At 55.5% G+C, this 25,164-nt stretch carries 21 protein-coding genes; 19 read left to right on the forward strand and 2 right to left on the reverse strand.

Features of this window, described 5'->3' with window-relative positions; all coding sequences use genetic code 11:
- Positions 1-148: 148 nt before the first annotated feature.
- The 10 genes from traD to AC27FC_RS19940 all read left to right on the forward strand — a co-directional run bounded on the left by traD (position 149) and on the right by AC27FC_RS19940 (position 13,965).
- A complete protein-coding gene (traD, locus tag AC27FC_RS19895) occupies positions 149-2,362 on the forward strand; it encodes a type IV conjugative transfer system coupling protein TraD (protein WP_487160308.1) in 2,214 nt (737 codons plus the stop codon).
- A complete protein-coding gene (gene traI, locus AC27FC_RS19900) occupies positions 2,362-7,602 on the forward strand; it encodes a conjugative transfer relaxase/helicase TraI (RefSeq protein ID WP_487160309.1) in 5,241 nt (1,746 codons plus the stop codon). Before traD ends, traI begins: the two co-directional genes overlap by 1 nt.
- 1 nt (position 7,603) lies before the next feature.
- On the forward strand, positions 7,604-8,341 hold the full coding sequence (gene traX, locus AC27FC_RS19905; protein WP_487160310.1) for a type-F conjugative transfer system pilin acetylase TraX: 738 nt from the start codon (positions 7,604-7,606) through the stop codon (positions 8,339-8,341).
- Positions 8,342-8,407: 66 nt separating this feature from the next.
- The gene (locus tag AC27FC_RS19910; protein WP_487160311.1) at positions 8,408-9,088 is read left to right on the forward strand and encodes a fertility inhibition protein FinO; all 681 of its coding nucleotides are present in this window, start codon (positions 8,408-8,410) and stop codon (positions 9,086-9,088) included.
- Positions 9,089-9,121: 33 nt separating this feature from the next.
- Positions 9,122-9,913 carry a DsbA family protein gene (locus AC27FC_RS19915; protein ID WP_487160312.1) on the forward strand — a complete coding sequence of 264 codons (792 nt, stop codon included), beginning with the start codon at positions 9,122-9,124 and terminating at the stop codon, positions 9,911-9,913.
- A gap of 147 nt (positions 9,914-10,060) precedes the next feature.
- Complete coding sequence (locus AC27FC_RS19920) at positions 10,061-10,606, forward strand: phospholipase D family nuclease (RefSeq protein ID WP_016589852.1); 546 nt, start codon at positions 10,061-10,063, stop codon at positions 10,604-10,606.
- 152 nt (positions 10,607-10,758) lie between these two features.
- A complete protein-coding gene (locus AC27FC_RS19925; protein WP_032635028.1) occupies positions 10,759-11,010 on the forward strand; it encodes a replication regulatory protein RepA in 252 nt (83 codons plus the stop codon).
- Positions 11,011-11,243: 233 nt separating this feature from the next.
- Positions 11,244-11,321: a RepA leader peptide Tap gene (gene tap, locus AC27FC_RS19930; protein ID WP_020323529.1), complete on the forward strand. Its 78-nt coding sequence runs from the start codon at positions 11,244-11,246 to the stop codon at positions 11,319-11,321.
- Complete coding sequence (repA, locus tag AC27FC_RS19935) at positions 11,302-12,177, forward strand: incFII family plasmid replication initiator RepA (RefSeq protein WP_487160313.1); 876 nt, start codon at positions 11,302-11,304, stop codon at positions 12,175-12,177. Before tap ends, repA begins: the two co-directional genes overlap by 20 nt.
- Positions 12,178-13,161: 984 nt before the next feature.
- Positions 13,162-13,965, forward strand: a complete 804-nt coding sequence (locus AC27FC_RS19940) for a DUF4225 domain-containing protein (protein WP_487160314.1) — start codon at positions 13,162-13,164, stop codon at positions 13,963-13,965.
- On the opposite strand, the gene AC27FC_RS19945 is transcribed toward AC27FC_RS19940, so the two are convergent.
- Positions 13,943-14,266, reverse strand: coding sequence for a VHS/ENTH/ANTH domain-containing protein (locus tag AC27FC_RS19945; protein ID WP_125915646.1), 324 nt, complete (start codon positions 14,264-14,266; stop codon positions 13,943-13,945). The genes AC27FC_RS19940 and AC27FC_RS19945 overlap by 23 nt on opposite strands.
- 310 nt (positions 14,267-14,576) lie before the next feature.
- On the opposite strand from AC27FC_RS19945, the gene AC27FC_RS19950 reads away from it, so the two are divergent.
- The 4 genes from AC27FC_RS19950 to AC27FC_RS19965 all read left to right on the forward strand — a co-directional run bounded on the left by AC27FC_RS19950 (position 14,577) and on the right by AC27FC_RS19965 (position 17,071).
- Entirely contained in the window at positions 14,577-14,918 is a 342-nt protein-coding gene (locus AC27FC_RS19950) for a hypothetical protein (RefSeq protein ID WP_487160315.1), read from the forward strand.
- A 311-nt stretch (positions 14,919-15,229) separates the two neighbouring features.
- Positions 15,230-15,616 carry a hypothetical protein gene (locus tag AC27FC_RS19955; protein WP_487160316.1) on the forward strand — a complete coding sequence of 129 codons (387 nt, stop codon included), beginning with the start codon at positions 15,230-15,232 and terminating at the stop codon, positions 15,614-15,616.
- Between the two features lie 56 nt (positions 15,617-15,672).
- Positions 15,673-16,425 carry an HNH endonuclease gene (locus AC27FC_RS19960; protein ID WP_487160317.1) on the forward strand — a complete coding sequence of 251 codons (753 nt, stop codon included), beginning with the start codon at positions 15,673-15,675 and terminating at the stop codon, positions 16,423-16,425.
- 34 nt (positions 16,426-16,459) lie between these two features.
- The gene (locus AC27FC_RS19965; RefSeq protein ID WP_487160318.1) at positions 16,460-17,071 is read left to right on the forward strand and encodes a DUF2913 family protein; all 612 of its coding nucleotides are present in this window, start codon (positions 16,460-16,462) and stop codon (positions 17,069-17,071) included.
- Here AC27FC_RS19965 and AC27FC_RS19970 read toward each other — a convergent pair.
- On the reverse strand, positions 17,068-18,021 hold the full coding sequence (locus AC27FC_RS19970; protein WP_487160319.1) for an Rpn family recombination-promoting nuclease/putative transposase: 954 nt from the start codon (positions 18,019-18,021) through the stop codon (positions 17,068-17,070). The genes AC27FC_RS19965 and AC27FC_RS19970 overlap by 4 nt on opposite strands.
- A gap of 388 nt (positions 18,022-18,409) precedes the next feature.
- Here AC27FC_RS19970 and AC27FC_RS19975 point away from each other — a divergent pair, with 388 nt between their 5' ends.
- The 5 genes from AC27FC_RS19975 to AC27FC_RS19995 all read left to right on the forward strand — a co-directional run bounded on the left by AC27FC_RS19975 (position 18,410) and on the right by AC27FC_RS19995 (position 25,134).
- On the forward strand, positions 18,410-18,829 hold the full coding sequence (locus AC27FC_RS19975; RefSeq protein ID WP_487160320.1) for an ASCH domain-containing protein: 420 nt from the start codon (positions 18,410-18,412) through the stop codon (positions 18,827-18,829).
- Positions 18,830-19,410: 581 nt separating this feature from the next.
- The gene (locus AC27FC_RS19980) at positions 19,411-20,412 is read left to right on the forward strand and encodes a LacI family DNA-binding transcriptional regulator (RefSeq protein ID WP_040107896.1); all 1,002 of its coding nucleotides are present in this window, start codon (positions 19,411-19,413) and stop codon (positions 20,410-20,412) included.
- A 47-nt stretch (positions 20,413-20,459) separates the two neighbouring features.
- On the forward strand, positions 20,460-22,142 hold the full coding sequence (locus tag AC27FC_RS19985; RefSeq protein ID WP_040107895.1) for an alpha-glucosidase: 1,683 nt from the start codon (positions 20,460-20,462) through the stop codon (positions 22,140-22,142).
- Positions 22,135-23,526 (forward strand): PTS transporter subunit EIIC, encoded by a 1,392-nt coding sequence (locus AC27FC_RS19990; RefSeq protein WP_063106368.1) that lies wholly within the window; start codon positions 22,135-22,137, stop codon positions 23,524-23,526. The genes AC27FC_RS19985 and AC27FC_RS19990 overlap by 8 nt, the downstream gene beginning before the upstream one ends.
- Before the next feature lie 243 nt (positions 23,527-23,769).
- A complete protein-coding gene (locus tag AC27FC_RS19995; protein ID WP_226648963.1) occupies positions 23,770-25,134 on the forward strand; it encodes a carbohydrate porin in 1,365 nt (454 codons plus the stop codon).
- Positions 25,135-25,164: the final 30 nt, after the last annotated feature.

Raw genomic sequence — 25,164 nt, forward strand, 5'->3', positions numbered from 1 at the left:
CCCTGTATTTCTGAGCACAACCTCTCGTTTTTCAACGCTAACGCTTTATGGCTGAGTAAATTCTTTGTGCGGTCATAAAGGGTTGCCGGCAACGCCGGAATAGTTTGCTTTTGCCGTCTGTGACGGCACACTCCATCGGACCTACATTATGAGTTTCAATGCTAAAGATATGACCCAGGGCGGTCAGATCGCGAGCATGCGCATCCGTATGTTCAGTCAGATCGCCAATATCATCGTGTACTGTCTCGTCATTCTCTTCGGCGTCATTGTCGCGATTACGCTGTCAGTTAAACTGACCTGGCAGACGTTCGTGAACGGCATGGTTTATTACTGGTGTCAGACGCTGGCCCCCATGCGCGATATTTTCAAATCCCAGCCTGTCTATACCATCCGTTATTACGGCCATGAGCTGAAGTATAACGCGCAGCAAATAATGCAGGACAAATATATCCAGTGGTGCGCAGACCAGGTCTGGACGGCCTTTATTCTTGCCGCCATCATCGCGGCCGTGGTGTGCGTTATTACCTTCTTTGTCACCACCTGGATTCTGGGCCATCAGGGTAAACAGCAGAGTGAGGACGAGATAACGGGGGGGCGCCAGCTGACTGACGACCCGAAAGCGGTGGCGAAAATGCTCAGGCGCGACGGTCTCGCATCCGAGATAAAAATCGGTGAGCTGCCGCTTATCAAGGACTCGGAGATCCAGAACTTCTGTCTGCACGGCACAGTCGGGGCCGGTAAATCAGAAGTTATCCGCCGCCTGATGAACTATGCCCGCCAGCGTGGCGACATGGTCATCGTGTATGACCGTTCCTGTGAGTTCGTCAAAAGCTACTATGATCCGGCCACGGATAAAATCCTTAACCCGCTGGATGCGCGCTGCGCTGCATGGGACCTGTGGCGGGAGTGCCTGACGCAGCCTGACTTCGACAACGTGTCCAACACGCTTATTCCTATGGGCACGAAGGAAGACCCTTTCTGGCAGGGGTCGGGACGTACCATCTTTGCCGAAGCCGCTTATCTGATGCGCAACGACAAGGACCGCAGCTACAGCAAGCTGGTCGACACGCTGCTTTCCATCAAGATTGAGAAGCTGCGCTCGTACCTGAAAAACTCCCCGGCGGCGAACCTGGTGGAAGAGAAAATCGAGAAAACGGCCATCTCCATCCGCGCCGTGCTGACCAACTACGTCAAGGCCATCCGCTACCTGCAGGGCATCGAAAATAACGGCGAGTCATTCACCATACGCGACTGGATGCGCGGCGTGCGTGAGGACGGTAAAAACGGCTGGCTGTTTATCTCCTCCAATGCTGACACCCACGCTTCCCTCAAGCCGGTTATCTCCATGTGGTTGTCCATCGCCATTCGCGGGCTGCTGGCGATGGGTGAAAACCGTAACCGCCGCGTGTGGATCTTCGCCGACGAGCTGCCGACCCTGCACAAGCTGCCGGACCTGGTTGAGATCCTGCCGGAGGCGCGTAAGTTTGGCGGCTGCTACGTCATTGGCATTCAGTCCTACGCCCAGCTGGAAGATATTTATGGGCAGAAGCCTGCGGAAACGCTGTTCGACGTGCTGAACACCCGTGCCTTCTTCCGCTCGCCGTCGCGCAATATCGCTGAGTTCGCCGCAGGTGAAATCGGTGAAAAAGAAATCCTCAAGGCGTCCGAGCAGTATTCCTACGGCGTGGACCCGGTACGCGACGGTACTTCGGTCGGCAAGGACATGGAGCGCGTCACCCTGGTGAGTTACTCCGACGTCCAGACGTTGCCGGATCTCTCCTGCTACGTCACGCTTCCCGGACCGTATCCTGCCGTGAAGATGGCGCTGAAGTATCAGCAGCGTCCAAAGGTGGCACCGGAATTCATTCCGCGCACCATCGACGGGAAAGCGGAGGAACGCCTGAATGCCGCGCTGGCTGCACGTGAGCATGAATCCCGCAGCATCGCCATGCTCTTTGAGCCGGATGCAGACGTTATCGCGCCAGAGGGCGGTGCGGAGAATGCTGGCCAGCCACAGCAGCCACAGCAGCCACAGCAGCCACAGCAGCCACAGCAGCCACAGCAGCCACAGCAGCTGGCGCCTGCGCCCCGTGCTGCAGACACGGCATCCGCTTCGGCATCTGTGGCGGGTGCCGCCGGCACCGGCGGCGTGGAGCCTGAGCTGAAGACAAAGGCGGAGGAGGCTGAGCAGCTGCCGCCCGGCATCAGTGAAAGCGGTGAGGTGGTGGATATGGCGGCATGGGAAGCGTGGCAGGCGGAGCAGGACGAACTGTCTCCTCAGGAGAGGCAGCGTCGTGAAGAAGTGAACATCAACGTTCACCGGGCGCCTGAAAAGGATCTTGAGCCGGGAGGATACATCTGATGATGAGCATCGGATCGGTAAAATCCGCCGGCAGCGCGGGCAATTATTACACCGACAAGGACAACTACTACGTTATCGGCAGTATGGGCGAGCGCTGGGCCGGAAAAGGGGCTGAAGCGCTGGGGCTCAGCGGCGGGGTGGACCAGAAGGTCTTTACGAAGGTTCTGGAGGGACGCCTGCCGGACGGCAGCGACCTCAGCCGGACTCAGGACGGGGCGAACAAACACCGTCCGGGCTACGACTTCACCTTCTCTGCGCCCAAAAGTGTCTCCGTGATGGCCATGCTCGGTGGCGACAAGCGTCTTATTGAGGCCCACAACCGCGCGGTGGAGACCGCCATTAAGCAGTTAGAGGCGATGGCCTCCACGCGGGTTATGACGGAGGGCAGGAGCGAGACGCAGCTGACCGGCAACCTGGTGATGGCGCTGTTTAACCACGATACCAGCCGCGACCAGGAGCCGCAGCTGCACACCCACGCGGTGGTGGCCAATGCCACTCAGCATGGCGATGAGTGGCGAACGCTCAGCAGCGACAAAGTGGGTAAAACCGGGTTTATTGAGAATATCTACGCCAACCAGATTGCCTTTGGCCGCCTGTATCGTGCCGCGCTGAAGGATGACGTCGCGGCGATGGGCTATGAGACTGAGACGGTCGGCAAACACGGCATGTGGGAGCTGAAGGGCGTACCGACGGAGCCGTATTCCAGCCGCAGCAGGACCATCAGCGAGGCGGTCGGGGATGACGCGTCCCTGAAGTCCCGCGACGTGGCGGCGCTCGACACCCGCCAGTCGAAGCAGAAGGTTGACCCCGAACAGCGCATGGCCGAGTGGATGCAGACCCTGAAAGAGACGGGGTTTGACATTAAAGCCTACCGCGAGGCGGCAGACCTGCGGGTTGTGCAGGGGAATATTCCCGCAACGGCGCCTGAAGCCATTGATATTAACAGCAGCGTCGGACAGTCCATTGCGATGCTGAGCGACCGGCGGGCGCGGTTCACGTATTCCGAACTGCTGGCCACCACCCTCGGGCAGCTGCCCGCGCGGTCGGGCATGGTGGAGATGGCGCGTGACGGCATCGATGCGGCGATAAAAAATGAGCAGCTCATCCCGCTGGATAAAGAGAAGGGGCTGTTTACCTCGAACATCCACGTGCTGGACGAGCTGTCGGTGTCGGCGATGACCCGCGATTTACAGCGGACGGGGCAGGCCGACATTTTTCCGGATAAAAGCGTGCCCCGCAGCCGGTCATACAGCGATGCCGTAAGCGTTCTGGCCCAGGACCGTCCGCCGGTGGCCATCATTTCGGGTCAGGGCGGGGCGGCCGGTCAGCGGGAGCGCGTGGCGGAGCTGACGATGATGGCGCGCGAACAGGGGCGTGACGTGCAGATTATCGCCGCCGACAGGCGCTCACGCAGCGCCCTTATGCAGGATGAGCGCCTCAGCGGCGAGCATATCACCGACAGGCGGGGGCTGACGGAGGGCATGACCTTTACGCCCGGCAGCACGCTGATTGTGGACCAGGGGGAGAAGCTGACCCTGAAAGAAACGCTCACGCTGCTCGACGGCGCGCTGCGCCATAACGTCCAGCTGCTGATAGCCGACAGCGGCCAGCGCACCGGGACCGGCAGCGCCCTCACCGTCATGAAGGAGGCGGGAGTGAGCACGCTCGCGTGGCAGGGCGGTGAGAAGACGCAGGTCTCGGTTATCAGCGAGCCTGACCGGCGGCAGCGGTATGACCGCCTGGCCGCTGACTTTGCCCGAAGCGTCCGCGCAGGTGAACACAGCGTGGCGCAGGTCTCCGGCCCGCGCGAGCAGGCGGTGCTGGCAGGCGTTGTCCGCGAGGCGCTTAAGGCGGAAAAGGTGCTGGGCGAGCGGGAGGTCAGTATCACTACGCTGGAGCCGGTCTGGCTCGACAGCCGCCATCAGCAGGTGCGCGACCACTACCGGGAGGGGATGGTCATGGAGCGCTGGAATGCCGAAGCACGCAGCCGGGAGCGCTTTGTCATTGACCGCGTGACGGGCCGCAACAACAGCCTGACGCTGCGCAACGCCCAGGGTGAGACGCGGGTGACCCGCCTGTCTGAACTCAACAGCAGCTGGTCGCTGTACCGCACCGGCACGCTGCAGGTGGCCGAAGGCGACCGCCTGGCGGTGCTGGGTCAGGCACAGGGGACGCGGCTCAAGGGAGGCGATACGGTGACCGTTAAGGCGCTCGGGGAGGCGGGGCTCGTCGTCAGCCGGCCGGGGCGTAAGGCGGACGTGGTCCTGCCCGCCGGCGACAGCCCGTTTACCGCCGCGAAGGTGGGTCAGGGCTGGGTGGAGTCGCCGGGCCACTCGGTGAGCGACAGCGCCACGGTCTTTGCCTCGCTGTCGCAGCGCGAGCTGGATAACACCACGCTGAACAAACTGGCGCTCAGCGGCAGGGCGGTGCAGCTCTATTCCGCACAGACGGCGCAGAAAACGACGGAGAAGCTGTCGCGTCAGTCTGCCTGGAGCGTCGTGTCTGAACAGATTAAGGATGCGGCGGGGCACGACAGGCTCGATGATGCCCTGGCGCACCAGAAAGCCGGGCTGCACACGCCGGAGCAGCAGGCTATCCATCTGGCCATTCCGGTGCTGGAGGGGAACGGCCTGGCGTTCACGAAGCCGCAGCTGATGGCCGCCGCGAAAGAATTTGAGCAGGACAGCCTCAGCCTGCAGTCCATCGAAAAGGAGGCGGACCGGCAGATACGCAGCGGCGCCCTGCTGTCGGTGCCGGTATCGCCGGGAAACGGCCTGCAGCTGCTGGTCTCACGTCAGTCGTACAATGCGGAGAAAAGTGTCCTCCGCCACGTTCTGGAGGGAAAGGAGGCCGTCACCCCGCTGATGGATAAGGTTCCGGACGCGCAGCTGGCGGGGCTGACGGACGGGCAGCGGAACGCCACGCGCATGATACTGGAGTCCCCCGACCGCTTTACCCTGGTGCAGGGCTACGCCGGGGTGGGTAAAACCACCCAGTTCCGGGCAGTCATGTCGGCCATCGGCACGCTGCCGGAGCGGGAGCAGCCGCGCGTTATCGGCGTGGCCCCCACCCACCGGGCAGTGAGCGAGATGCGCGACGCGGGCGTGCCCGAAACGCAGACGCTGGCGGCCTTTATTCACGACACGCAGCAGCAGCTGCGCGGCGGCGAACGACCGGACTTCAGCAACGTGCTGTTTCTCGTGGATGAAAGCTCAATGGTCGGTAACGCCGACATGGCGAAGGCGTACAGCCTGATTGCCGGGGGCGGGGGACGCGCGGTCTCCAGCGGTGATACCGACCAGCTGCAGTCCATTGCCCCGGGCCAGCCCTTCCGCCTGCTGCAGAAGCGCAGCGCCATTGACGTGGCTGTGATGCAGGAGATTGTCCGCCAGACGCCGGAACTAAAACCTGCCGTCTACAGCCTGATTAACCGCGATATCGGCAGCGCCCTGACGACCATTGAGAGTGTGGCGCCGGCACAGGTGCCGCGCAGGGCGGATGCCTGGCAGCCGGACAGCTCGGTCATGGAGTTCAGCCGCGAACGGGAGGAGGCCATTGCGAAAGCCGTGGCGGCCGGCGACCTGATGCCCGGCGGGCAGCCCGCGACGCTGCTGGAGGCCATCGTGAAGGACTACACGGGGCGCACGCCAGAGGCGCAGGCGCAGACCATCGTTATCACCGCCCTGAACGCCGACCGCCGCCAGGTGAATGCCATGATTCATGACGCCCGTCAGGGTGCCGGCGAGGTGGGCGAAAAAGAGGTCACGCTGCCGGTTCTCACGCCTGCCAATATCCGCGACGGGGAGCTGCGGCGCATGGCAACGTGGGAGGCATCCCGCGACAGCCTGGTTCTGCTGGACAGCACCTATTACAGCATTGAGGCGCTGGACGGGGAGGCGCACCTGGTGATGCTGAAGGATGCGCAGGGCAACACCCGCAGCCTGTCGCCCGCGCAGGCGGCGACAGAGGGCGTCACGCTCTACCGTCAGGACACCATCACCGTGTCGGAAGGCGACCGGATGCGCTTTTCGAAAAGCGACAACGAGCGGGGCTTCGTGGCCAACAGCGTCTGGTCGGTCAGTGAGATAAAAGGTGACAGCGTCACGCTGTCGGATGGAAAACAGATACGAACGCTCACGCCGTCAGCGGAGCAGGCAGAGCAGCACATCGACCTGGCCTATGCCGTTACCGTTGAAGGCTCACAGGGTGCGAGCGAACCCTTCTCCATCTCCCTGCAGGGCACGGACGGTGGACGTAAGCGGATGGTGAGCTTCGAGTCAGCCTACGTGGCGCTGAGCCGCATGAAGCAGCACGCGCAGGTCTATACCGACAACCGGGATAAATGGGTGGCCGCGATGGAAAAATCGCAGGCGAAAAGTACGGCGCATGACATTCTGGAGCCGCGCGGCGACCGCGCCGTCGCGAATGCCGCCCGCCTGACGGCGACGGCAAAAGCGCTGGGTGAGGTGCCTGCCGGTCGCGCCGCGCTGCGCCAGGCCGGGCTGCAGCCTGAGGGCTCAATGGCGAAATTTATCTCGCCGGGGCGGAAATACCCGCAGCCGCACGTGGCGCTCCCGGCCTTCGACCGCAACGGCAGGCAGGCGGGCGTCTGGCTGAGTGCCCTGACGTCCGGAGACGGGCAGCTTAAGGGGCTCGGCGGTGAAGGCCGGGTGATGGGCAGCGGGGACGCGGCGTTTGCGGGCCTGCAGGCCAGCCGTAACGGCGAGTCGCTGCTGGCGCGGGATATGGAAGAGGGCGTGCGGCTCGCGCGGGAGAATCCGCAGAGCGGCGTGGTGGTGCGGCTCGAAGGCGAGGCGCGACCGTGGAACCCCGGCGCCATTACCGGCGGTCGGGTCTGGGCCGACAGCCTGCCCGACAGCACCGGTACGCAGCCCGCAGAAACGGTGCCGCCGGAGGTGCTGGCACAGCAGGCCCGGGAGGCTGAGGTGCAGCGGGAGCTGGATAAGCGTGCTGAAGAGGCGGTCCGCGAGATGGCCCGCAGCGGCGACAGGCCGGCCGGAGGGGCTGACGTCGCCGTCCGGGATGTGGTGCGGGATATGGCGCGGATAAAAGAAACGCCGGTATCTCCCCTCACGCTGCCGGATGCGCCGGAAGAACGCCGCCGGGATGAGGCGGTGTCTCAGGTGGTGCGCGAGAACGTGCAGCGGGACCGCCTGCAGCAGATGGAGCGCGAAACGGTGCGCGACCTTGAGCGTGAAAAGACCCTGGGAGGGGACTGATATGCGCGCTGAAAACCATCCGCTGTTCCCTCTTGTGGTGGTGGCCGACTGCTGGCTGCAGCGGCTGCTTGTGTGGACGCCGGGCCAGACTGACCTTATCAAAACCGTGGCGCTGCTCCTGATGGTGGCCGACCACATCATCATGCTGTGCGGACTGGATAATGACTGGCTGCGTCTTGCCGGTCGGGGAGCGTTTCCGCTCTTTGGCCTGGTCTGGGCCATGAACCTCGCCCGCCATCCGCAGATTCAGCAGCGCGCCCTGAACCGGCTCTGGATATGGGCCGGGGTGGCGCAGGGCGGCTGGATACTGGCCGGGCTGCGCCCGGACCTGGGCAATATCCTGTTTGCCTTTGCGGTCAGCGGACAGGCGCTGGCGCTGATGCAGCGGCACGGGCCGCGCGCGTGGCCGCTCTCCCTGATGCTGGTTCTGGCCTGGCTGCCGTTTTCAGAGGGAAGCTATGGGCTGGCGGGGGTAGTGATGCTGATGCTGGCCTGCGGCGTCTGTATGACGGGCCGGCGCACCACGCGCACGGGACTGGCGCTGTGTCTGGCACTGGCGATACTCGCGCTGAATGCCGCGGACAGCGCCGCCTTTGCCATCGCGGGTCTGGTAATACCCGGCATAACCCTGACGGTACTGAGCCGGACCTGTTGCAGTGTGCCGAGGTTCTGGCCGCGCGAATTTTTCCCGCTGTTCTACGCGGTGCACCTGGCCGTCATCGGACTGATGGTGATGTGATATCTGCCGTGTCAGAATAGGGTCAGTCAGGGGAATACACGTGAAACAGATTTATCCGGAGGCAGGATGAAAGAGCAGGGGCGCCCCACGCTGACGCTGCGCCGTAAGACAGAGCCAGAAGGTCAGCGTGCCGTAAACAACAGTGAACCGGACGGTGCGGGACCGGGCCGGGTCACGCGTAAAAAGACCGTGGTGGTGAACACTACGCCTGCCTGGAAGGTCAGGAAGCAGGCGGTGGATGAGAGCGCGAAAAAGGCGCAGGCAGATGAGAAGGCCGCCCGAAAAGCAGAGAAAGCCCGGCTGTGGGCAGAGCGACAGGCGCAGGAGCGGGAGGCCATGCGGGCGGCCAGGCGCAAGCCTGCCCCGGAGCCGGTGTACCGGAAGGTCATGCCGCTTGCGGACGCGCTCGCGCTCCTGAAGCGTTGCTGGCCGGCCCTGGTGACGGACGGTCAGCCGCAGCTCCTGGCGGTCAACATCCGGGAGGCGATGGTTAATGACATTCGTCAGCGCGGGCTGGAGATTTCAGTGAAGACGCTGAAACGCTGCCTTGCCGCAGTGACCCGCTCGGATGCGTATCTGGGTGCCATGACGGCGGGCGCGTGGCGTAAAAACCTTGCCGGACAACCGGTCGCAGCGGTGAGTCCAGAGGAGGCGGCGTATGCCGTGGAGCGCAGGGCCCAGGAGCATGCTAAACGACAGCGCAGGGCGGCCAGGGAAGCACCCGCGCCCGCACACGATACGAACTGATAACAACAGAGAAGAGAAAAACACAGGATGAACATGAATAAAACCCTTTCAGTCATGCTTGCCGCTGGCCTTCTGGTCTCCGGCGTGGCGGGGGCAGCAGAGAAACCTGCCGCTGCCTTTACCCCGGAGAAGGAAGCCCGCATTGGTGAAATCGCGAAAGACTACCTGCTGGCTCATCCGGAAGTGCTGGTTGAGGTCAGCCAGAAGCTGCAGGCTCAACAGCAGGAGAAACAGCAGCAGGCGATGACGGCCGCCGTGGTTCAGAATCAGGCAGCGCTGCTGAACGATAAAGGCACACCATCATATGGTCCTGCTGATGCGAAAGTGACGGTCGTTGAATTCTTTGATTACCAGTGCATCTACTGTGCCCGCCTGGCGCCGGAACTGGAGAAGGTAATAAAAGCTAACCCGGACGTGCGCTTTGTGTTCAAGGAATTCCCGATATTTGGCCAGCGCTGGCCGGCGTCGCTCACTGCGGCGAAAACCGGGCTTCAGATCTGGAAGCAGAAGGGGGCCGATGCTTACCTTAACTATCACAACGCGATTTACGCCACCGGCCACAACGAGGGTAAGCTGACCGATGCTGATATCAGCGCGGCCGCAAAAGCCGTGAAGTTCGATGCGAAAACAGCCCCTGAACGTCAGGGGACCCTGGATGGCATAAACACACTTGCGCAGCAGCTGGGCTTCAGCGGTACCCCGGCCCTGGTGGTTCTCCCGTCAGCCGGCGCCAGCGCTGATAACGTGACGGTTATTCCGGGATACACCAGCGCGGAGGCCCTGCAGCAGGCCATCAGTCATGCTGCCGGTGATACCAAAAAATAATCAGGCGTCCGCCACCTGATACCGCTAAAAGAGACTGACGCCTTCGCCGTGCTCAGTTGTCCAACCCCGGAGAAGAGTAAAAGCAAGTTTTCCCCGTCTCCGGCGTTTCTGGTTAACACATCCGAACAGTATTTCTGAGGTTATTTAATGCGTAAGTTCACCTTTCGCCAGCTGGCCGTGTCCGGTCTGGTATGTCTTTCGCTGAGCTGTATTCAGCCCGCAGCAGCGGCATCCTCCGTTCAGGTCGGCTTTTCACCTGAAGGCAGCGCGTTGCAGCTGGTCCTTAAGACGATTGAGTCAGCACAGCAGGAAATTCGGCTGATGGGTTACTCATTTACGTCTCCGGAGGTGGTTAGTGCGCTTGTCAGGGCAAAACGTCGTGGTGTGGATGTGAAGATAGTGCTTGATGAAAAGGGCAACCGGAGCAAAGCCAGCCAGGCGGCGATGAACGTCGTGGTGAACGCGGGAATTCCGCTGCGCACCAACGGTCGCTACGCCATCATGCATGACAAAGTCATTATTGTTGATAATCATACAGTTGAGGCTGGTAGCTTTAACTACACTCGCTCTGCTGCATCGAGGAATAGCGAGAATGTGCTGGTTATTAATGAGGTGCCGGAAGTGGCACAAACCTACCTTCAGCACTGGCAGTCGCGCTGGGACGGAGGAACGGACTGGCATTCTTCATACTAAGTCGCATCGTCATTTGATCCGCAATCTACATCCATCCAGGTGAGTCATGCGCCAACATGGCTCACACTTACGCGTAAAGTTAAGTCGCTGATTTCAGATATCTGTAGTATCCTCTGCGAAACGATCCTTGCTTGATCCTTGAGGAGGCAAATATGTCGCAGGTCGGAAATGCAGTAACTTCCTCATCGAAACGCGCTTACAGAAAGGGTAATCCCCTTAGTGAAGCTGAGCGACAGAAAATTGCTTCGGCTAAAAAAAGGGCTACGCATAAAGAACTGAAAGTATTTATTAAGCCCGAAATCAAAGAGTATCTTTCTAACCTTTGTGAAGAAGATGGTGTTACTCAAGCTGAAGTGTTAGAAAAGTTGATTGAAAGGGAAGCTTTTAGTCGAAAAGCATCGTGATGGACTCACTTTCTTGATACTTAAGATTTTGAGTGCTAGATTACTGATCGTTTGAAGAATTTTGGCTGGCCACGCCGTAAGGTGGCAGGGAACTGGTTCTGATGAGGTGTCTACCCGGGACCAGAAAAGACAAAACCCCGATAATCTTCACAAGGTTTGGCGACTCAGAGAAGACTAACGGGGCTTACCTAAACTGTATAGAAGCTGTTGCTCTATGCAGGGAGTATAGTTTTATGCTCAGAAAAGTTCAATACCTGTTTCTGTGCCATTTGCTCCTTCCGTGCAACATAAGTGCGGGAAGGTGTGACTGACGCTCAGACCCTGTTCTCCCATTATCGTCAGGTCAAAAACCCGAATCCGATATTCACGCCGCGAGAAGGGAAAAAGACCCTGCCGTTCTGTCGTAAGCTGATGGCGAAAGCTGAGGGCTTCACGTCCCGTTTTGACTTTTCCGTCTATGTGGCGTTTGTACGCTCGCTGGGTAAACGTCACCGGATGCCGCCTCTGCTGCGTCGTCGTGCCATTGATGCACTGCTCCAGGGGTTGTGCTTCCACTATGACCCGCTGGCCAATCGTGTACAGCGCTCCATCACCAATCTGGCCATCGAGTGCGGTCTGGCCACCGAGTCAAAAAGTGGCAATCTGTCCATCACCCGTGCCACGCGGGCGCTGAAGTTCATAGCGGAGCTGGGGCTGATTACCTACCAGACCGAGTATGACCCGCAGATTGGCTGCAACATCCCGACCGATATCACCTTCACGCCGGCACTGTTCTCCGCGCTTGACGTCTCTGACGTTGCTGTTGTGGCCGCGAGGCGCAGCCGCGTTGAATGGGAAAATCAGCAGCGTAAGAAGCAGAACCTGAAGCCGCTGGAGATGGACGAGCTGATAGCTAAAGCTTGGCGGTTTGTGCGCGAACGGTTCCGCAGCTATCAGTCCGAACGTAAACAGCATGGCCTGAAACGCGCCCGTGCACGTCGTGACTCGGACAGAACCCGTAAGGACATTGTGACCCTGGTGAAGCAACAGCTGACGCGGGAATACGCCAGCGGGCGATTCACCGGCGGTCTTGATGCCATGAAGCGGGAGCTGGAGCGCCGCGTGAAAGAGCGCATGCTGATGTCGCGCGGCAACAACTACACGCGGCTGGCCACAGTCCCCATATAACCCTTCCTGTGTGAAAAATCCGGCTGGCGCCGGAGGGTTTCGCACGTCAGCTACTCCCGGCTGACGGTTTTCTGCACGAAAGGACGGCCGTCCTTCCTGACATTCACTCTATTCCGCCATCAGAATGGCCAGAAATTGCCTCGCCAGCATCATGTCCGGTCGCTAAATTCAGTTACCCACAAATAACTGCAAGGGAACTTTCCATAAAGTTACAACCGTTATGCTTGCAGAGCGCCAAGCGGCCTGATTTCAAAGTGCGTGGTTTCCTTTAAAAACCAGCTCTGTACTTCTTTTAAATAAATAATCTTTCTCTCTTATAAATAAATAACCTATTCGTCGCCTAACCTGTGGACAGGCTCCCGAGAATGCCCGCCCTTGCAGCGGACTCTCGTCCGCGCCGGTTCGGCAACTACCTGAAGTAGCTCCCATCGCTACGCGACGGGCCCCAGGTACATTTATAGTTACAACATACGAAATAATTCTCCAAAAGCAGGAGCAGTGCCTACCTGAACCCTCACAGCCCCTCCCCACCACTGAAAAGCGAGGCCGCCCGGGCCAAAGGCCCGGAACACCGTCGCTTTTAATGATGGATGTTGTAACTAGAATTCTGAGTGGCTGTAAGTAGTGTCGCTGGAAGTTTTGAGTACACGCCCGTAAGCGGCCCTCACGGCCCGCTAACGCGGAGATACGCCCCGACTACGGCTTCGCCTTGTCGTGACCACTCCGACGTCGCAGAGATACTTCTGCACCGCGTTTAGCAGGTTATGGCTTTGCAGAGAAGGGGGGTTGATAGCGATCCTCTATAGATCAGCCGGCTGCGCCGGGCTACGGCGCCACTAACCATCAAAGCCACATTCAGCTCTAGCTGGCGCCTTTATGCCGCGATGCGGCATCAGTAAGTTCTGCTGGACAGCGTACCCATTTTTTGTTGTCAAAAATCGTTTCGGGAATATGCTTTCAGAAAAAGATAAACGAGGCGATAAAATGGACACGTTGCTTTTACCCGGCCAGAATCCCCGAGCCTGGGCGGAAACCATGATCAACCTGGAGGCCAGGAAACTGGTTGATACGGCCAACACGGTAGCGGCTATGCATCTTCAGGATGGTTTTACCCGAATTCAGTTTGTGGATGAGATCAGGGCATTCATCATGGCCCAGTTTGAGGCCGCGCGTCGGGCAAAAACGGATGATGACTGTTTGGCCTGCCTGCAGGCATTACGCGCAGAGAACACCAGTCTGCTCGAACAGTCCCGTTCGCTCAAAACCGGCTATGCAAAACTTTATGCCGAGGTGAAGGTTGTCCGGGACGAGAACAAAATTGTGGGTTACATCATTTCAGCGGTCGACGTCGTGGTGGCCGGAGCGGCCATCTTTGGTGGGATCGTCATGATGTCCTCGATGACGCCGGTGGGTGTTGTGGCCGGCGCGGTGATTGTCGTAAATGGCTTCAACACGATTTCACGGGAAGCCGCGCGCAATCTCCTTGGTGATAAACAAACGGAGGGGATATTTGCTGACGGATCGATGGAGTTCGCTGAATTTATGGGCTTCAGCCGGCAGCAGGGTCTGGGGACCTTCAAGGCTGTCACTCTCTTCAGCGAAGTCTACGGCGCTTATGGCCTGAGGCTTAAACCAGAAGCACAACGGCTGTGGTACTGGACCAGGCCCGATTTCTTCAGGAAAGTATCCGGCACACCTCGTCCCGCGATGGCGCTGAAAATTGCGGGATGGGGGGTTAAAGCCAAAGTGGCGCTTGATTTACTGACTATCGAGCCTTCCGGGACATAGTCTTCTGCAGGCGGAATGCTTTCCAGCCAAGCGCAGGTGGAAAGGTCACCCAGGCAATGATCAGGACTACAAGGGAACTCATGCCCCCGGAAAGAATGTGTGTCCGGCTGCCGGCAATGAGGGTGACCAGCATAACCAGAACCAGCGCGACAGTGATCCATATCGACACCCGGAAGCGCCGTGAAAGCGCATCAATGAGGTCTTGTATGGTGCCTCCGCCTGCTGAAAGTCGACCCTGTAAATTGTCCACTTCACTCTTGCTGAAACCTGCCTCAAGCAGGTCTTTCTCACTGATAACCATACGTCCTCCCTAATCAGGCGAAAGTATACTGCATCAGAACACTAATCCCCATGCGGGCAGCATAAGCATAATAAAAGAAATTATGCTGCATAAAACACATGCGGTCTGGTTCACTTCGCTTCATAAGGCTGAAGCCGTAATGCTTTTTTCGTTATCGCTTCGCTGCGGGGTTCTCCGGCGCTTAGCGCCTCCCATAAGCCTGTGGCGCATTTCCACGAGACTGGCCAATGCACCAAACGTTTATGTACTTCCCTGGAAAACCAGGTTATGAATAATAATCACTCAAATTTGATAAGGATATTGATATAAAATGAACAACCCATCAATAATCGACTCGATGGTTGACAGCATGCTGAGCATAGAGCGCAAAGACATGCTGATAGATACATGTCGTAAACTTTTCATTGAAAAGGATTTTTCATGCATGCAAACATCCGTTCAGAAGGAATTAAAAGCCATCTTCGATGAAGATAATATCCCTGTTTCTGAATCACCTCGATTAGCATTAGGAATGAGTGCTCTGCTTCTGGCAAAAGAATCAAACAATGACGCACTGGAACTATTAGCAACTCAAATTATGAATATATCCGATAAAGCAACGTTGCAGAAAGCATTCGAAATGGTCAGACAACAACTGCAAGATCCTCGCTAAGGGAGAGGTCTCCGGCGTACTGCGCATCTGTGTACAGTACGCATATCAGAAAATATCTGTGACCATCAAATGGTCGTAGTATTAAAGGATGGAAATCACATGGGTAAAGAATACGTCGAATTTTTTAAAATGCTGTCTCCGTTTATTATACTTGCTATATCAGTGATATTGATTCCCTGGATTAAAAGGATCTACTCTTCTTATATGTCTTTCTTCTCTTTACCTACAAGTAGAAAAATAGAAACATTGGAATATGTTAATGGGTACAAAAAAAGCAGCAACACCTTAAAAAAATAAAGCATAAAATAATAATGAGCGATTACAAATTACATGAAGATACAGAGCTTTCAAAATGTATTATTAGTTTTTACTATGAAGATTTAAGTGATAATGGATACTTCTCTAAGAGCTTGCTACGCATCAAAGGCATGTACCTCTTTGAAAAAAATAGAATTTATGTGAACGTGAAAAATGTTCTTTTTGCTCTGGCTTTTTGGCTGTTTACATTTTTAACTTACTACCTTTCTTATGATTTCTCGACGGACTGGAATAGTGGACTGCCTAATGCTGTTTTTTCCATTTCACTTATTGCAGCAGCAGTATTTTATACATGTATTATGATGATTGTTTCCACAAGATTTATATCTATCCTTAAGAATGAAAAACGTTTTAATAGATATCTTAGTAGTAAATTATAAATAAGTTAGTTATGCTTGTTTAAAGTTCTAATGTTATTTAATTTAAGGGGGGGGAATTGAATAGAAAACAGTTTATACAGAGTCAGGGAGCAACCTGTAAGAACTGGAACTGGAGCTGGTCTTTTATCAGCCACGACCGCCAGATAGTTATCTTTGGTGCCTGGGATACTGAGCGCGAACAGGATCGCGCTGTTATCCTGCGCGAAGAATGGGAGTTCAGTGCTAAAAATAAGAGGCTGCCGGGTTATACGCAGGCTATTGAACATCTCGGCTACCTGAACGAAGGATATGAGCTCTACACCTTCAACATGTTGCACTCTCCGAAGCCTGATAATCCTGACGTGGCGGCGATCAAAGGTTTCGAGCATCACATTGAAAAACGTTATCTCCGGAAGGAAGGTAGCGTCTGGTATGCCGATACTATCGGTCATGCTTATCCTGAAGAAATCAGCATGCCAGAGCAGTACACTGAAGGTGCCCGAAAGGTCATAACCGTCAATGCCTACGAAAGAAGTGCTGAAGCCAGAAAAGCCTGTATCAGGCATCATGGCACCGTCTGTAAGGGCTGCGGATTCGATTTCGAAAAAACCTACGGAGAACTGGGCAAGGACTTCATCCACGTCCACCACATCATCCCCCTTAAAACTATTGGCGAGAGCTATAAAATAAACCCGGTCAGGGATATGGTTCCGCTGTGCCCGAACTGCCACGCAATGGTGCACAGATCGAATGAATCCAGACCATTGTCCGTTGATGAGTTGCACAGCATAATCGATGAAGCCAAAAAACAGGCCAGTGCTATCGGCTAGTTATCGTTACACATTTGTCAGGGATGCTTAAGAATTGATAAACAGGGATAAGACCAGTCATCTGGCATGGTGCGCACTTGTCGCGCTGCAGCTGGCCCGCCAGGACGGGCTAATTAGCTCAGAGTCGCAGGAAAATCTTTTCATTACGCGCTGGTTTGCTCTGGCTAAAAAGCAGCGTCGTTTCTCGCGTGACCTGGCCACTGATATTGACTGGATACTGAATCAGGGACGGTCACTGGGTATACGCGCCCGCCTCAAGCATAAGCTTGATTACATCTGGCGCAGCTGCACCGGCGAACTGCTGGAGCAGAATGATATGTTCCGGCTGACCTATGCCATGGAACTGGCAACTCAGTATGACTGGATCTACCACGTACTTAGCGACAGAGACTGGAGTGGTCGGAACCGAATTCAGCTCTCAGCATCAGTAAACAGCATCTGCCTTCTGAAAAGCGCCCTGGACATCGCTTTCAGTGAAGACGGGAAACAAATATTACCGGTGCCAGCCAGAATTAGCGGGCAGGTTGAAGCGCTCAATGGATTGCTTAAAAGCTGTGGCTGGATAGCCCTTTCTGACGGAGATGTCTCCCTGCCCAACCAGTATTTGCTAATGGCCGGACAGGAAGTGCCAGGCAAGGGGGATTAGTGTCGGATCTGCGCCAGGTCGTCTTCAGTCAGAGCTGTCATTTTCATGACAGTATTGCGGTCAATGCCGTTCTGCAGCATTGTACGGGCTATTTTCAGAGTGGCCTGACGCTCACCTTCTGAACGGCCTTTTTCAATACCGCGCTGTTCACCGAGCTGTAGGCCTTCAGCCCTGCCCTTCTCGATACCTTTCTGTTCAAGCTGTTGTGCGATGGTCATAAGTGCGTCTCCGTGTTGCGGCACACGCTGTGCCAGTTCGCGTACAAAGGCTTCGGCGTCGGACGTTTCGCCTGCCTGCACTATATAGTGTACCAGCGATATTACCTGTGATGAAGACAGATATCCGGCCAGCAAGATGGGTGCCAGCCGGTCAACGAGTTCTGCAAGGTCCCGCTGATGAATATGTTTCTGTAGTAAGGTCAGGGCAGCCATGCTCCGATGACCTGCGATTTCATCATCCGGAATGACCGTAACGTCTACCAGCGGGAGAGCGCAGCTGTAGAGTTTGCCTGCCAGCGCCGGATCGTCAAATTCATCCAGCCAGCGGGTAGAGTACGGATACGGGCTGCGCTTACCCGTATAGAACAGCACCGGTATTACCAGTGGCAATTTTTTATGCCCTGCCTCCAGGTGGCGCTGCATGGCGGCCACCGCATAGCGTATCAGGCGGAAAGCCATATGTTTGTCCGGCGTTGACTGGTGTTCCACGAGGACATGAATATATCCGTCGCCGGTTGTGGTTTTCAGGCTGTAAAGGACGTCGCTGAAATACTGGCGGAGATCATCCTCGACGAACGAGCCGGATTCCAGCTTCAGCGTGCTGAGATCGCAGACTGCCCGCAACTCTGCGGGCAGGTGGATTTCCATAAAATCCCGCGCAACATCTGGTTGCGTCAGGAACTGCCTGAACGTGGCATCGTGGGGTGTGGGTGTGCTGCTTTTCTTCTTCATCAGCCCTGGCTCTGAAAACTAATCCTAAGATGCTATCACAGCCCGGAAAAAGCTAACATTGGCGTTGAACGGAATTTCCATTCCTTCGGGAGACTTTGCCGGGGTGGTTCGGTCCCCTTCTTATTGTTTATTTTTAAACTATTACGTGGCAAAGAGTTTGGTTTGAAGTGTTCACCTAACAATTCTACCCGAGGATTTACTCAATATGCAGCAGCTAAAGGGCGGAAGGGGAATCCATCGCGAAGAGTGGAAGAAGCGAAAGGCCCGCTTTGAGCGAGGAGCGGACGTTCGCGGTAGCGCAACAAAGATGAATATTTGAATCAGATAGTTCATATTAAACGGAAATAGGTTACTTCCTCTAAACGTATCAGAGTAACAAAGGCTGAAAATGGCAAAGCTTGAAGAATTAAAAAACATTTATCCCGGTGCACTGGCATGGAAATTTGGCGACAGCCCAGAACTTGCTAACGAACTCGTACAACTGGTTTTGAGTGGGAGTAAAACAGCGACATGCTCTTCGATAGCATCTTTTCACCATGAACATGAACGAGGCGAAGCTCCCTGCGTTGGAAGTTATAATATCATTCTTAACGGAGCCGGGCAGCCAATGTGCGTGATCAGAACTCTCAGGATGCAAGTTATCCGCTTCAATGAAATGACGAGTGAACTTGCCAGTAAGGAAGGTGAAGGTGATTTAAGTCTGGAGTATTGGAATGAAGGTCATAAGCGTTATTTTGAGCGTGAAGGCACTTATTCTGAAGAAATGGAACTTATATTTGAGGAATTTGAACTTACAGAGATTTTGTAACTGTCAGCTACTGGCACTAAGCGGACTTTTCAACATCAGGACATTTCTAACGAGCCAGTGATTAGACATTTTCACTGAGCTTTGACATGTACTGTAACTCCAATATTCTGATGTCACTTTTAACCCATTTAGTGATGTCACTTTTTCTGGCATAAAGGATCAAGCCTTTGTGTCATGGAGACATCTGGATTTTTGATGGGGGTTCCAGGTGTTGGGGTTTGAAGACCAAGGAACAAAAAGTACGTTAAGGAGATAATTAATTGTTTATATTAAGGTTTAATGCTCAGTTTCCCCTTAAGAATATCCTCCAGAATGCGCTTACGTTCAGCCTCTGCTAGGGCTACAAGGATCTGGATAATCCAGGCCTTCTGTACTGAACCCGTGACCAGGGAACCGGATACCGGTGCATCTCAAAGCTACGGGATTCACGATTTTTATAAGCTAGATTCCAGCTCCCTGCCCGTCATCTGGAAACCTCTGATTGATTTCATGTGATTGCGATCAAATTCTGAAAGTCTCCGATTGACAATATTTCCACTGAAAAATAACGTAGCAGCATTCTGATATCGATTTCATACATTATGACTGCAACCATTAAAGATGTGGCAGAGCACGCCGGACTGTCGGTAACCACTGTCTCGCGATTCCTGAACAATCATCCTTACATCTCCGAAGATAAGAAAGTGCGTATCCTCGCGGCGATGAAGGCGCTGGACTATGAGCCAAGCACCGCCGCCCAGCAGATGCGCGGGGTGAAGTCGCACCGCATCGGTATTCTGGTATCGCGGATCACCAACCCCTTCTTCGCCAATCTGGTGGATGCGCTGGAAGTCACGGCGCGTAAAAACGGCTATTCGGTGCTGATCGTGCAGAACCACGACAGCGTTGGGGAAGAAGCCAACTGCCTCGATCTGCTCAAGAAAAAGATTATTGATGGCCTGATCCTCTGCTCGGTGGAGAGCGATAAAGCGGTGCTGGAAAAATATCAGCAGCACGGCCCTATTCTGCTGTGCAACACCCGCGTCGACGGCGCGGATCTGCCGGTGGTACGGGTGGATGATGAAGAGGCAACGTTTAACGCGATGGGCTATCTGCTGGAACAGGGTTACCAGAAAATCGCCTACTGCACCGGCGGAGACTTCCTGCAAAAAGGCCATGGCGAGCGCCGTAACCGGGGTTTCCTGAGGGCGATGACAGCCGCTGGCAGAACCGTTGATAACGAGCTGATTTTCCGCAGACTGCACACCTACAAAGACGGCATCCGCCTGGCGGAACAGCTGGCGGAGCTGCCCTCTTCCGCACGGCCTGACGTGGTGTTTACCGGCAGTGACGATGTGGCCTGCGGCCTGGTCACTTGGCTGACCAACCATGACATTCGGGTGCCGCAGGATATCGCGGTCGTCGGCTTCGATAACCTGCCGGTTTCCGAAATGGTCAGCGTGCCGATTACCACGGTGAACCAGCCGGTGGACAAGCTGGGTCAGTTCTCAGTGGAATATTTGATTGCCCTTATCACCGGTAAACCCTACCGCTACAACAGTGACGATCTGAAAGCGGAACTGGTGCTCAGAAAGTCGGCGTAAATTTTTTTATCACAATGTGGTATCGATACCACACCCCGGAGGTGGACATGTTAAAGCAGCAAGCAGGCCAGGATAACGCCTGGTGGAAAGAATCCGTGATTTACCAAATCTATCCAAGGAGCTTTAAAGACAGTAATAACGACGGGATTGGCGATCTGCCGGGGATTATCGAAAAACTGCCCTACCTGCAGTCGCTGGGCGTGACTATGTTGTGGATTTCGCCGTTTTATCTGTCGCCGATGGCCGATAACGGCTATGACATCGCCGATTACTACGCGGTAAACCCGGAGTTCGGCGAGATGCGCGATGTGGATACGCTGATCGATAAAGCCGCAGCGCTGGGGATTAAAATAATGATCGATCTGGTGGTGAATCACACCAGCGATGAGCATCAGTGGTTCCAGCAGGCGCTGGCCGATGCGGATTCCCCCTATCGCGATTATTATCTGTTCCGCCCGGCGGTCAACGGCCTGCCGCCGAATAACTGGCGCTCGATTTTTGGCGGCAGCGCGTGGGAAAAAGTGCCGGGGGAAGATACGTATTACCTGCACGTATTCCATAAAAAGCAGCCTGACCTGAACTGGGAAAATCCGCAGATGCGCGAGGCGATTTACCGGATGATTAACTGGTGGCTGGAGAAAGGCGTGGCCGGATTCCGCGTGGATGCGATTACCTTTATCAAGAAAGATGCCGACTACGCCTCCGTGCCGGTCGACGGCGTTGACGGGCTGGGGTCGATCAAAAGCAAGGCGCGCAACCGCCCCGGCATTGACGTGTTTCTGAACGAGCTGAAGGAAAACACCTTTGATAAATATGCCTGCGTCACCGTCGGTGAAGCGCCGGGCGTTCCCTATACAGAGTACGGCCAGTTTATCGGGGAGAACGGCTACTTCGATATGATTTTTGACTTCCACGCGGCGGATATTGATGTGGAAAACGGCTCGGAGTGGTTCCGCCGCCGTGATTGGACGGTGGCCGAGTTCCGCGAGGCGCTGTTCGACAGCCAGAACGCCTTTGCACAGTGCGGCTGGGGTACCAGCTTTATTGAGAATCACGACCAGCCGCGAGCGCTGTCGAAACTGGTTCACCCGGATTACCAGAATGCGACTGGTGCCAAGTGCCTGGCGGCAATGTACTTTTTCCTGCGCGGCACGCCGTACATCTATCAGGGACAGGAACTGGGCATGACGAACTTCTGCCGCAGCAATATCAGCGAATTCGACGATATTTCCAGCATTGATAACTACCATCGCGCGCTGGCGGAAGGCTTCTCCGAGCGGCAGTCGCTGGCGTTCGTCAATCACCGCTCGCGTGACAACTCGCGCACGCCGTTCCCGTGGGACAACACGGTGAACAGCGGATTTAATCAGGGGGCGAAACCCTGGCTGGCGCTGTCGGCAGAGGACGCGTTGATTAACGCCGCCGCACAGCAGCAGGATGCGGATTCAGTGTTTGCCTTCTACCAGCAGCTGATTCGCCTACGCAAAAAATATTCCGATGCGCTGATCTGGGGCGATTTTATCCCGCTGGAAACCGCCTCGCCGGAAATCATCAGCTATCAGCGCCGCACGGCGAGTGAATGCTTTACGTCTGTCACTAACCTCAGTCACCACGCAGTTGATTATAAAATACCGGAGGGCGATATTATCGTTAATAACTATCCGCAGCTCAGTTCATCATTAAAGCCTTATCAAAGCATTCTTATCAAGGGAACAACCCAACATGAATAAATATAAAAACATTGCCGTTGAGCTGGTGAATATCATTGGCCGGGAAAATATTATTTCCGCCACCCACTGTGCCACCCGCCTGCGATTACAGGTAAAAGATCGCGGCCTCATAGACGATGAGAAAATAAGAAACGTCGATGAAGTGAAAGGCGTATTTTTTAACTCAGGACAGTATCAGGTGATTCTCGGCACCGGGATTGTGAATAAGGTTTACTCCGAGTTTATGCAGGCGTTTAATATCAGCGAAGTCAGCAAGGATGAAATGAGCCGCCAGGGCAGCAGCTCGCTGCAGGCGGGAATCCGCCATCTCTCGGATGTGTTTGTGCCGATCGTGCCAGTGCTGGGTGCAACGGGCCTGTTCCTTGGGCTGAAGGGCGTGCTGTTTAACGATACGGTGCTAGCGTGGTTTGGCGCCAGCACCCTCGCCCTGCCGGCGTCGGTGACTACCCTGATGACTGTGCTTTGCGATACGGCCTTTGCTTTTCTGGCGGCGTTTATCTGCTGGTCGGCGTTTAAGAAGTTTGGCGGCACGCCGATTATCGGTTTTCTGATCGGGTTGATGCTGGTTTCCCCCGCCCTGCCTAACGCCTATTCGGTGGCTTACGGCAATGCGCAGCCGATCTATCTCTTCGGTTTTATTCCACTGGTCGGCTATCAGGGATCGATACTGACCGCGCTTATCACCGGCATTATCGGTGCGAAGCTGGAGAAGGTTTTCCGTCGGATTATGCCTAACTCGATGGATCTGATCTTCACCCCGTTCCTGGTGATCCTCTGCGCCGTGGCAATTGCGCTGCTGGTGCTCGGCCCGCTGGTTCACGGCTTTGAGCACTATGCGGTGATGGCTATCCAGCAGTTCCTCGCGCTGCCTGCCGGTATCGGCGGCCTGCTGATCGGCTTTATCTATCCAATTGCGGTGATGACCGGGATGCATCATATGTTCATTATGATTGAGACCTCGCTGATCGCCGGTACCGGCTTCAACCCTCTGATTACCGTCTGCGCGATGTACGGTTTCGCCAATGCTGCCGTGTGCCTGGCGATCTCCCTGAAGTCGAAAAACGTGGCGTTTAAGACCGCCGGGATCTCGGCAACCATTACCCAGCTGCTGGGCGTTTCGGAACCTGCACTGTTCGGTATCGTCATGCAGTCCGGTATGCGGGCAATTGCCGTGATGCTGTGCAGCTCGGCGCTGGGAGGCATGGTGCTAGCCCTGCTGTCGATTAAGGCCAACTCCTACGGGCTGGCGGTGCTGCTGTCACCGCTGATGTATCTGTACGATCGCTATCAGTTTATTGCCTATATCACCGTCGGCGTGGCCGTGGCCGTCATCGCCTTTATCTGCACCCTTCTGTTGGTCAGGGTGGATAATAATAAACGATAAATATATCACAGACTGATGTTGTAAAAGCATTCTTCACCTTATTAATAGCAGCCCGTATGCCCTGAATATGTCTGTTCAGAGCAGGGGCACTCTCAGGTATTAATGATGAAAATAGCATTTCTAACTTTCTGTATCCTGGTCTGTACTTTACCTGCGCATGCAGCGGAATTAACACTGGAAGAAATTAACGCCAGGCTGGAAAAGGTGGAGGCGGAACTTAAGATTTCACAAAATAAATTAAAATTGGCCGAAAATAAAATTGCCGTAGCGGAGAAAAGAGCCAGCGATGCAGAATTAAAAAATAAAAACAGCAAGAGCGATATTATTAATGACGATACCGAAATTAAATTTGGCGGCTACGCCCGCACCGGCATCCTGAGCGGAAAAAAGGGCACCACCACCACCGTGGGTCCATCACTGACGCCGGCGGGCAGCACTGGCGGGAGCGTTGGTCGCCTGGGCAACGAGGCCGACACCTACGTCACCGCCGACTTCGACTATAAACACCATTACGCCAACGACTCGAGCTTCCGCTACTACATGAAAATTGCCGAGTGGGACAAAACCTATAACACCGACAGCGCGTTTAACGGCCAGATGAATCTGCGCCAGGCGTTTGTGGAAATGAGCGATCTGCCCACCTTCACCGGGGCGTTCAGCGGGTCAACGCTGTGGGCGGGCAAGCGTGAGGACCGGGATAACTTCGATATCCACTGGCTGGACTCGGATATGATGAACCTGGTAGGTACCGGTGCGGGGATTTACGATGTGAATTTCTTCGGCGATGTCAAAACCAACCTGGCTGTATATGGGCGTAATTTCAACGATATAGATGCAATGGAGAATGTTGAATACAACAACATAACCGGCGCGGAGAATACTTTTATCCAGAGCTACACCTTCTCGCTGAACAACCGCGTCGGTAACTTGCAGTGGATGCTGAACGGCCTCTACTCCAGAGAAAATGATAAGCGGATCAACGACGGTCTGGCACAGGATAACGCCGCCTCGCACGGATTCAATACCATGCTGGCGTGGCACGGCGACAGTTTCTACGGCCTCAATGAAGGTACGACCAAAACCGTGCTGCTGTACGGTAAAGCGCTTGGGGCAGAAGTGCGGGGGCCGGGATCGGATGGCTATCTGATCGACAATGCCTGGACAGTGAAGTTCGCCAGCTACGGCATGACCCGGTTGAGAGACAGGCTGAGTATTGCCCCTCTACTGGTAGCGCAAAGCAGCAACAGCCGCTACATCGAATCCGACCACTATGACTGGGTGACACTCAACTCACGGCTGATCCAGGAGATTAATCAGAACTTTGCCCTACAGTACGAGGCCAGCTATCAGTATATGGACATCGATCCGAAGGGCTTTAACGGCAATAAGCCGGTATCCGGCAGCTTCTACAAGCTGACCTTTGCGCCGACCTTTAAAATGCAGAACGTCACCGACTTCTTCGAACGCCCGGAGATCCGCTTCTTCGTCACTTGGATGAGCTGGGACAAAAATCTGGATAACTATTCATCGACCGATACCTTCGGCAGTACAGGCTATCACAGCAGCGGTTCGCTGATGTTCGGTACACAACTGGAAACCTGGTTCTGAGTTTAACAGGCTAGGCGATCAACAGGGCTG

The organism is Enterobacter sp. C3_dUdeg (assembly GCF_057536195.1).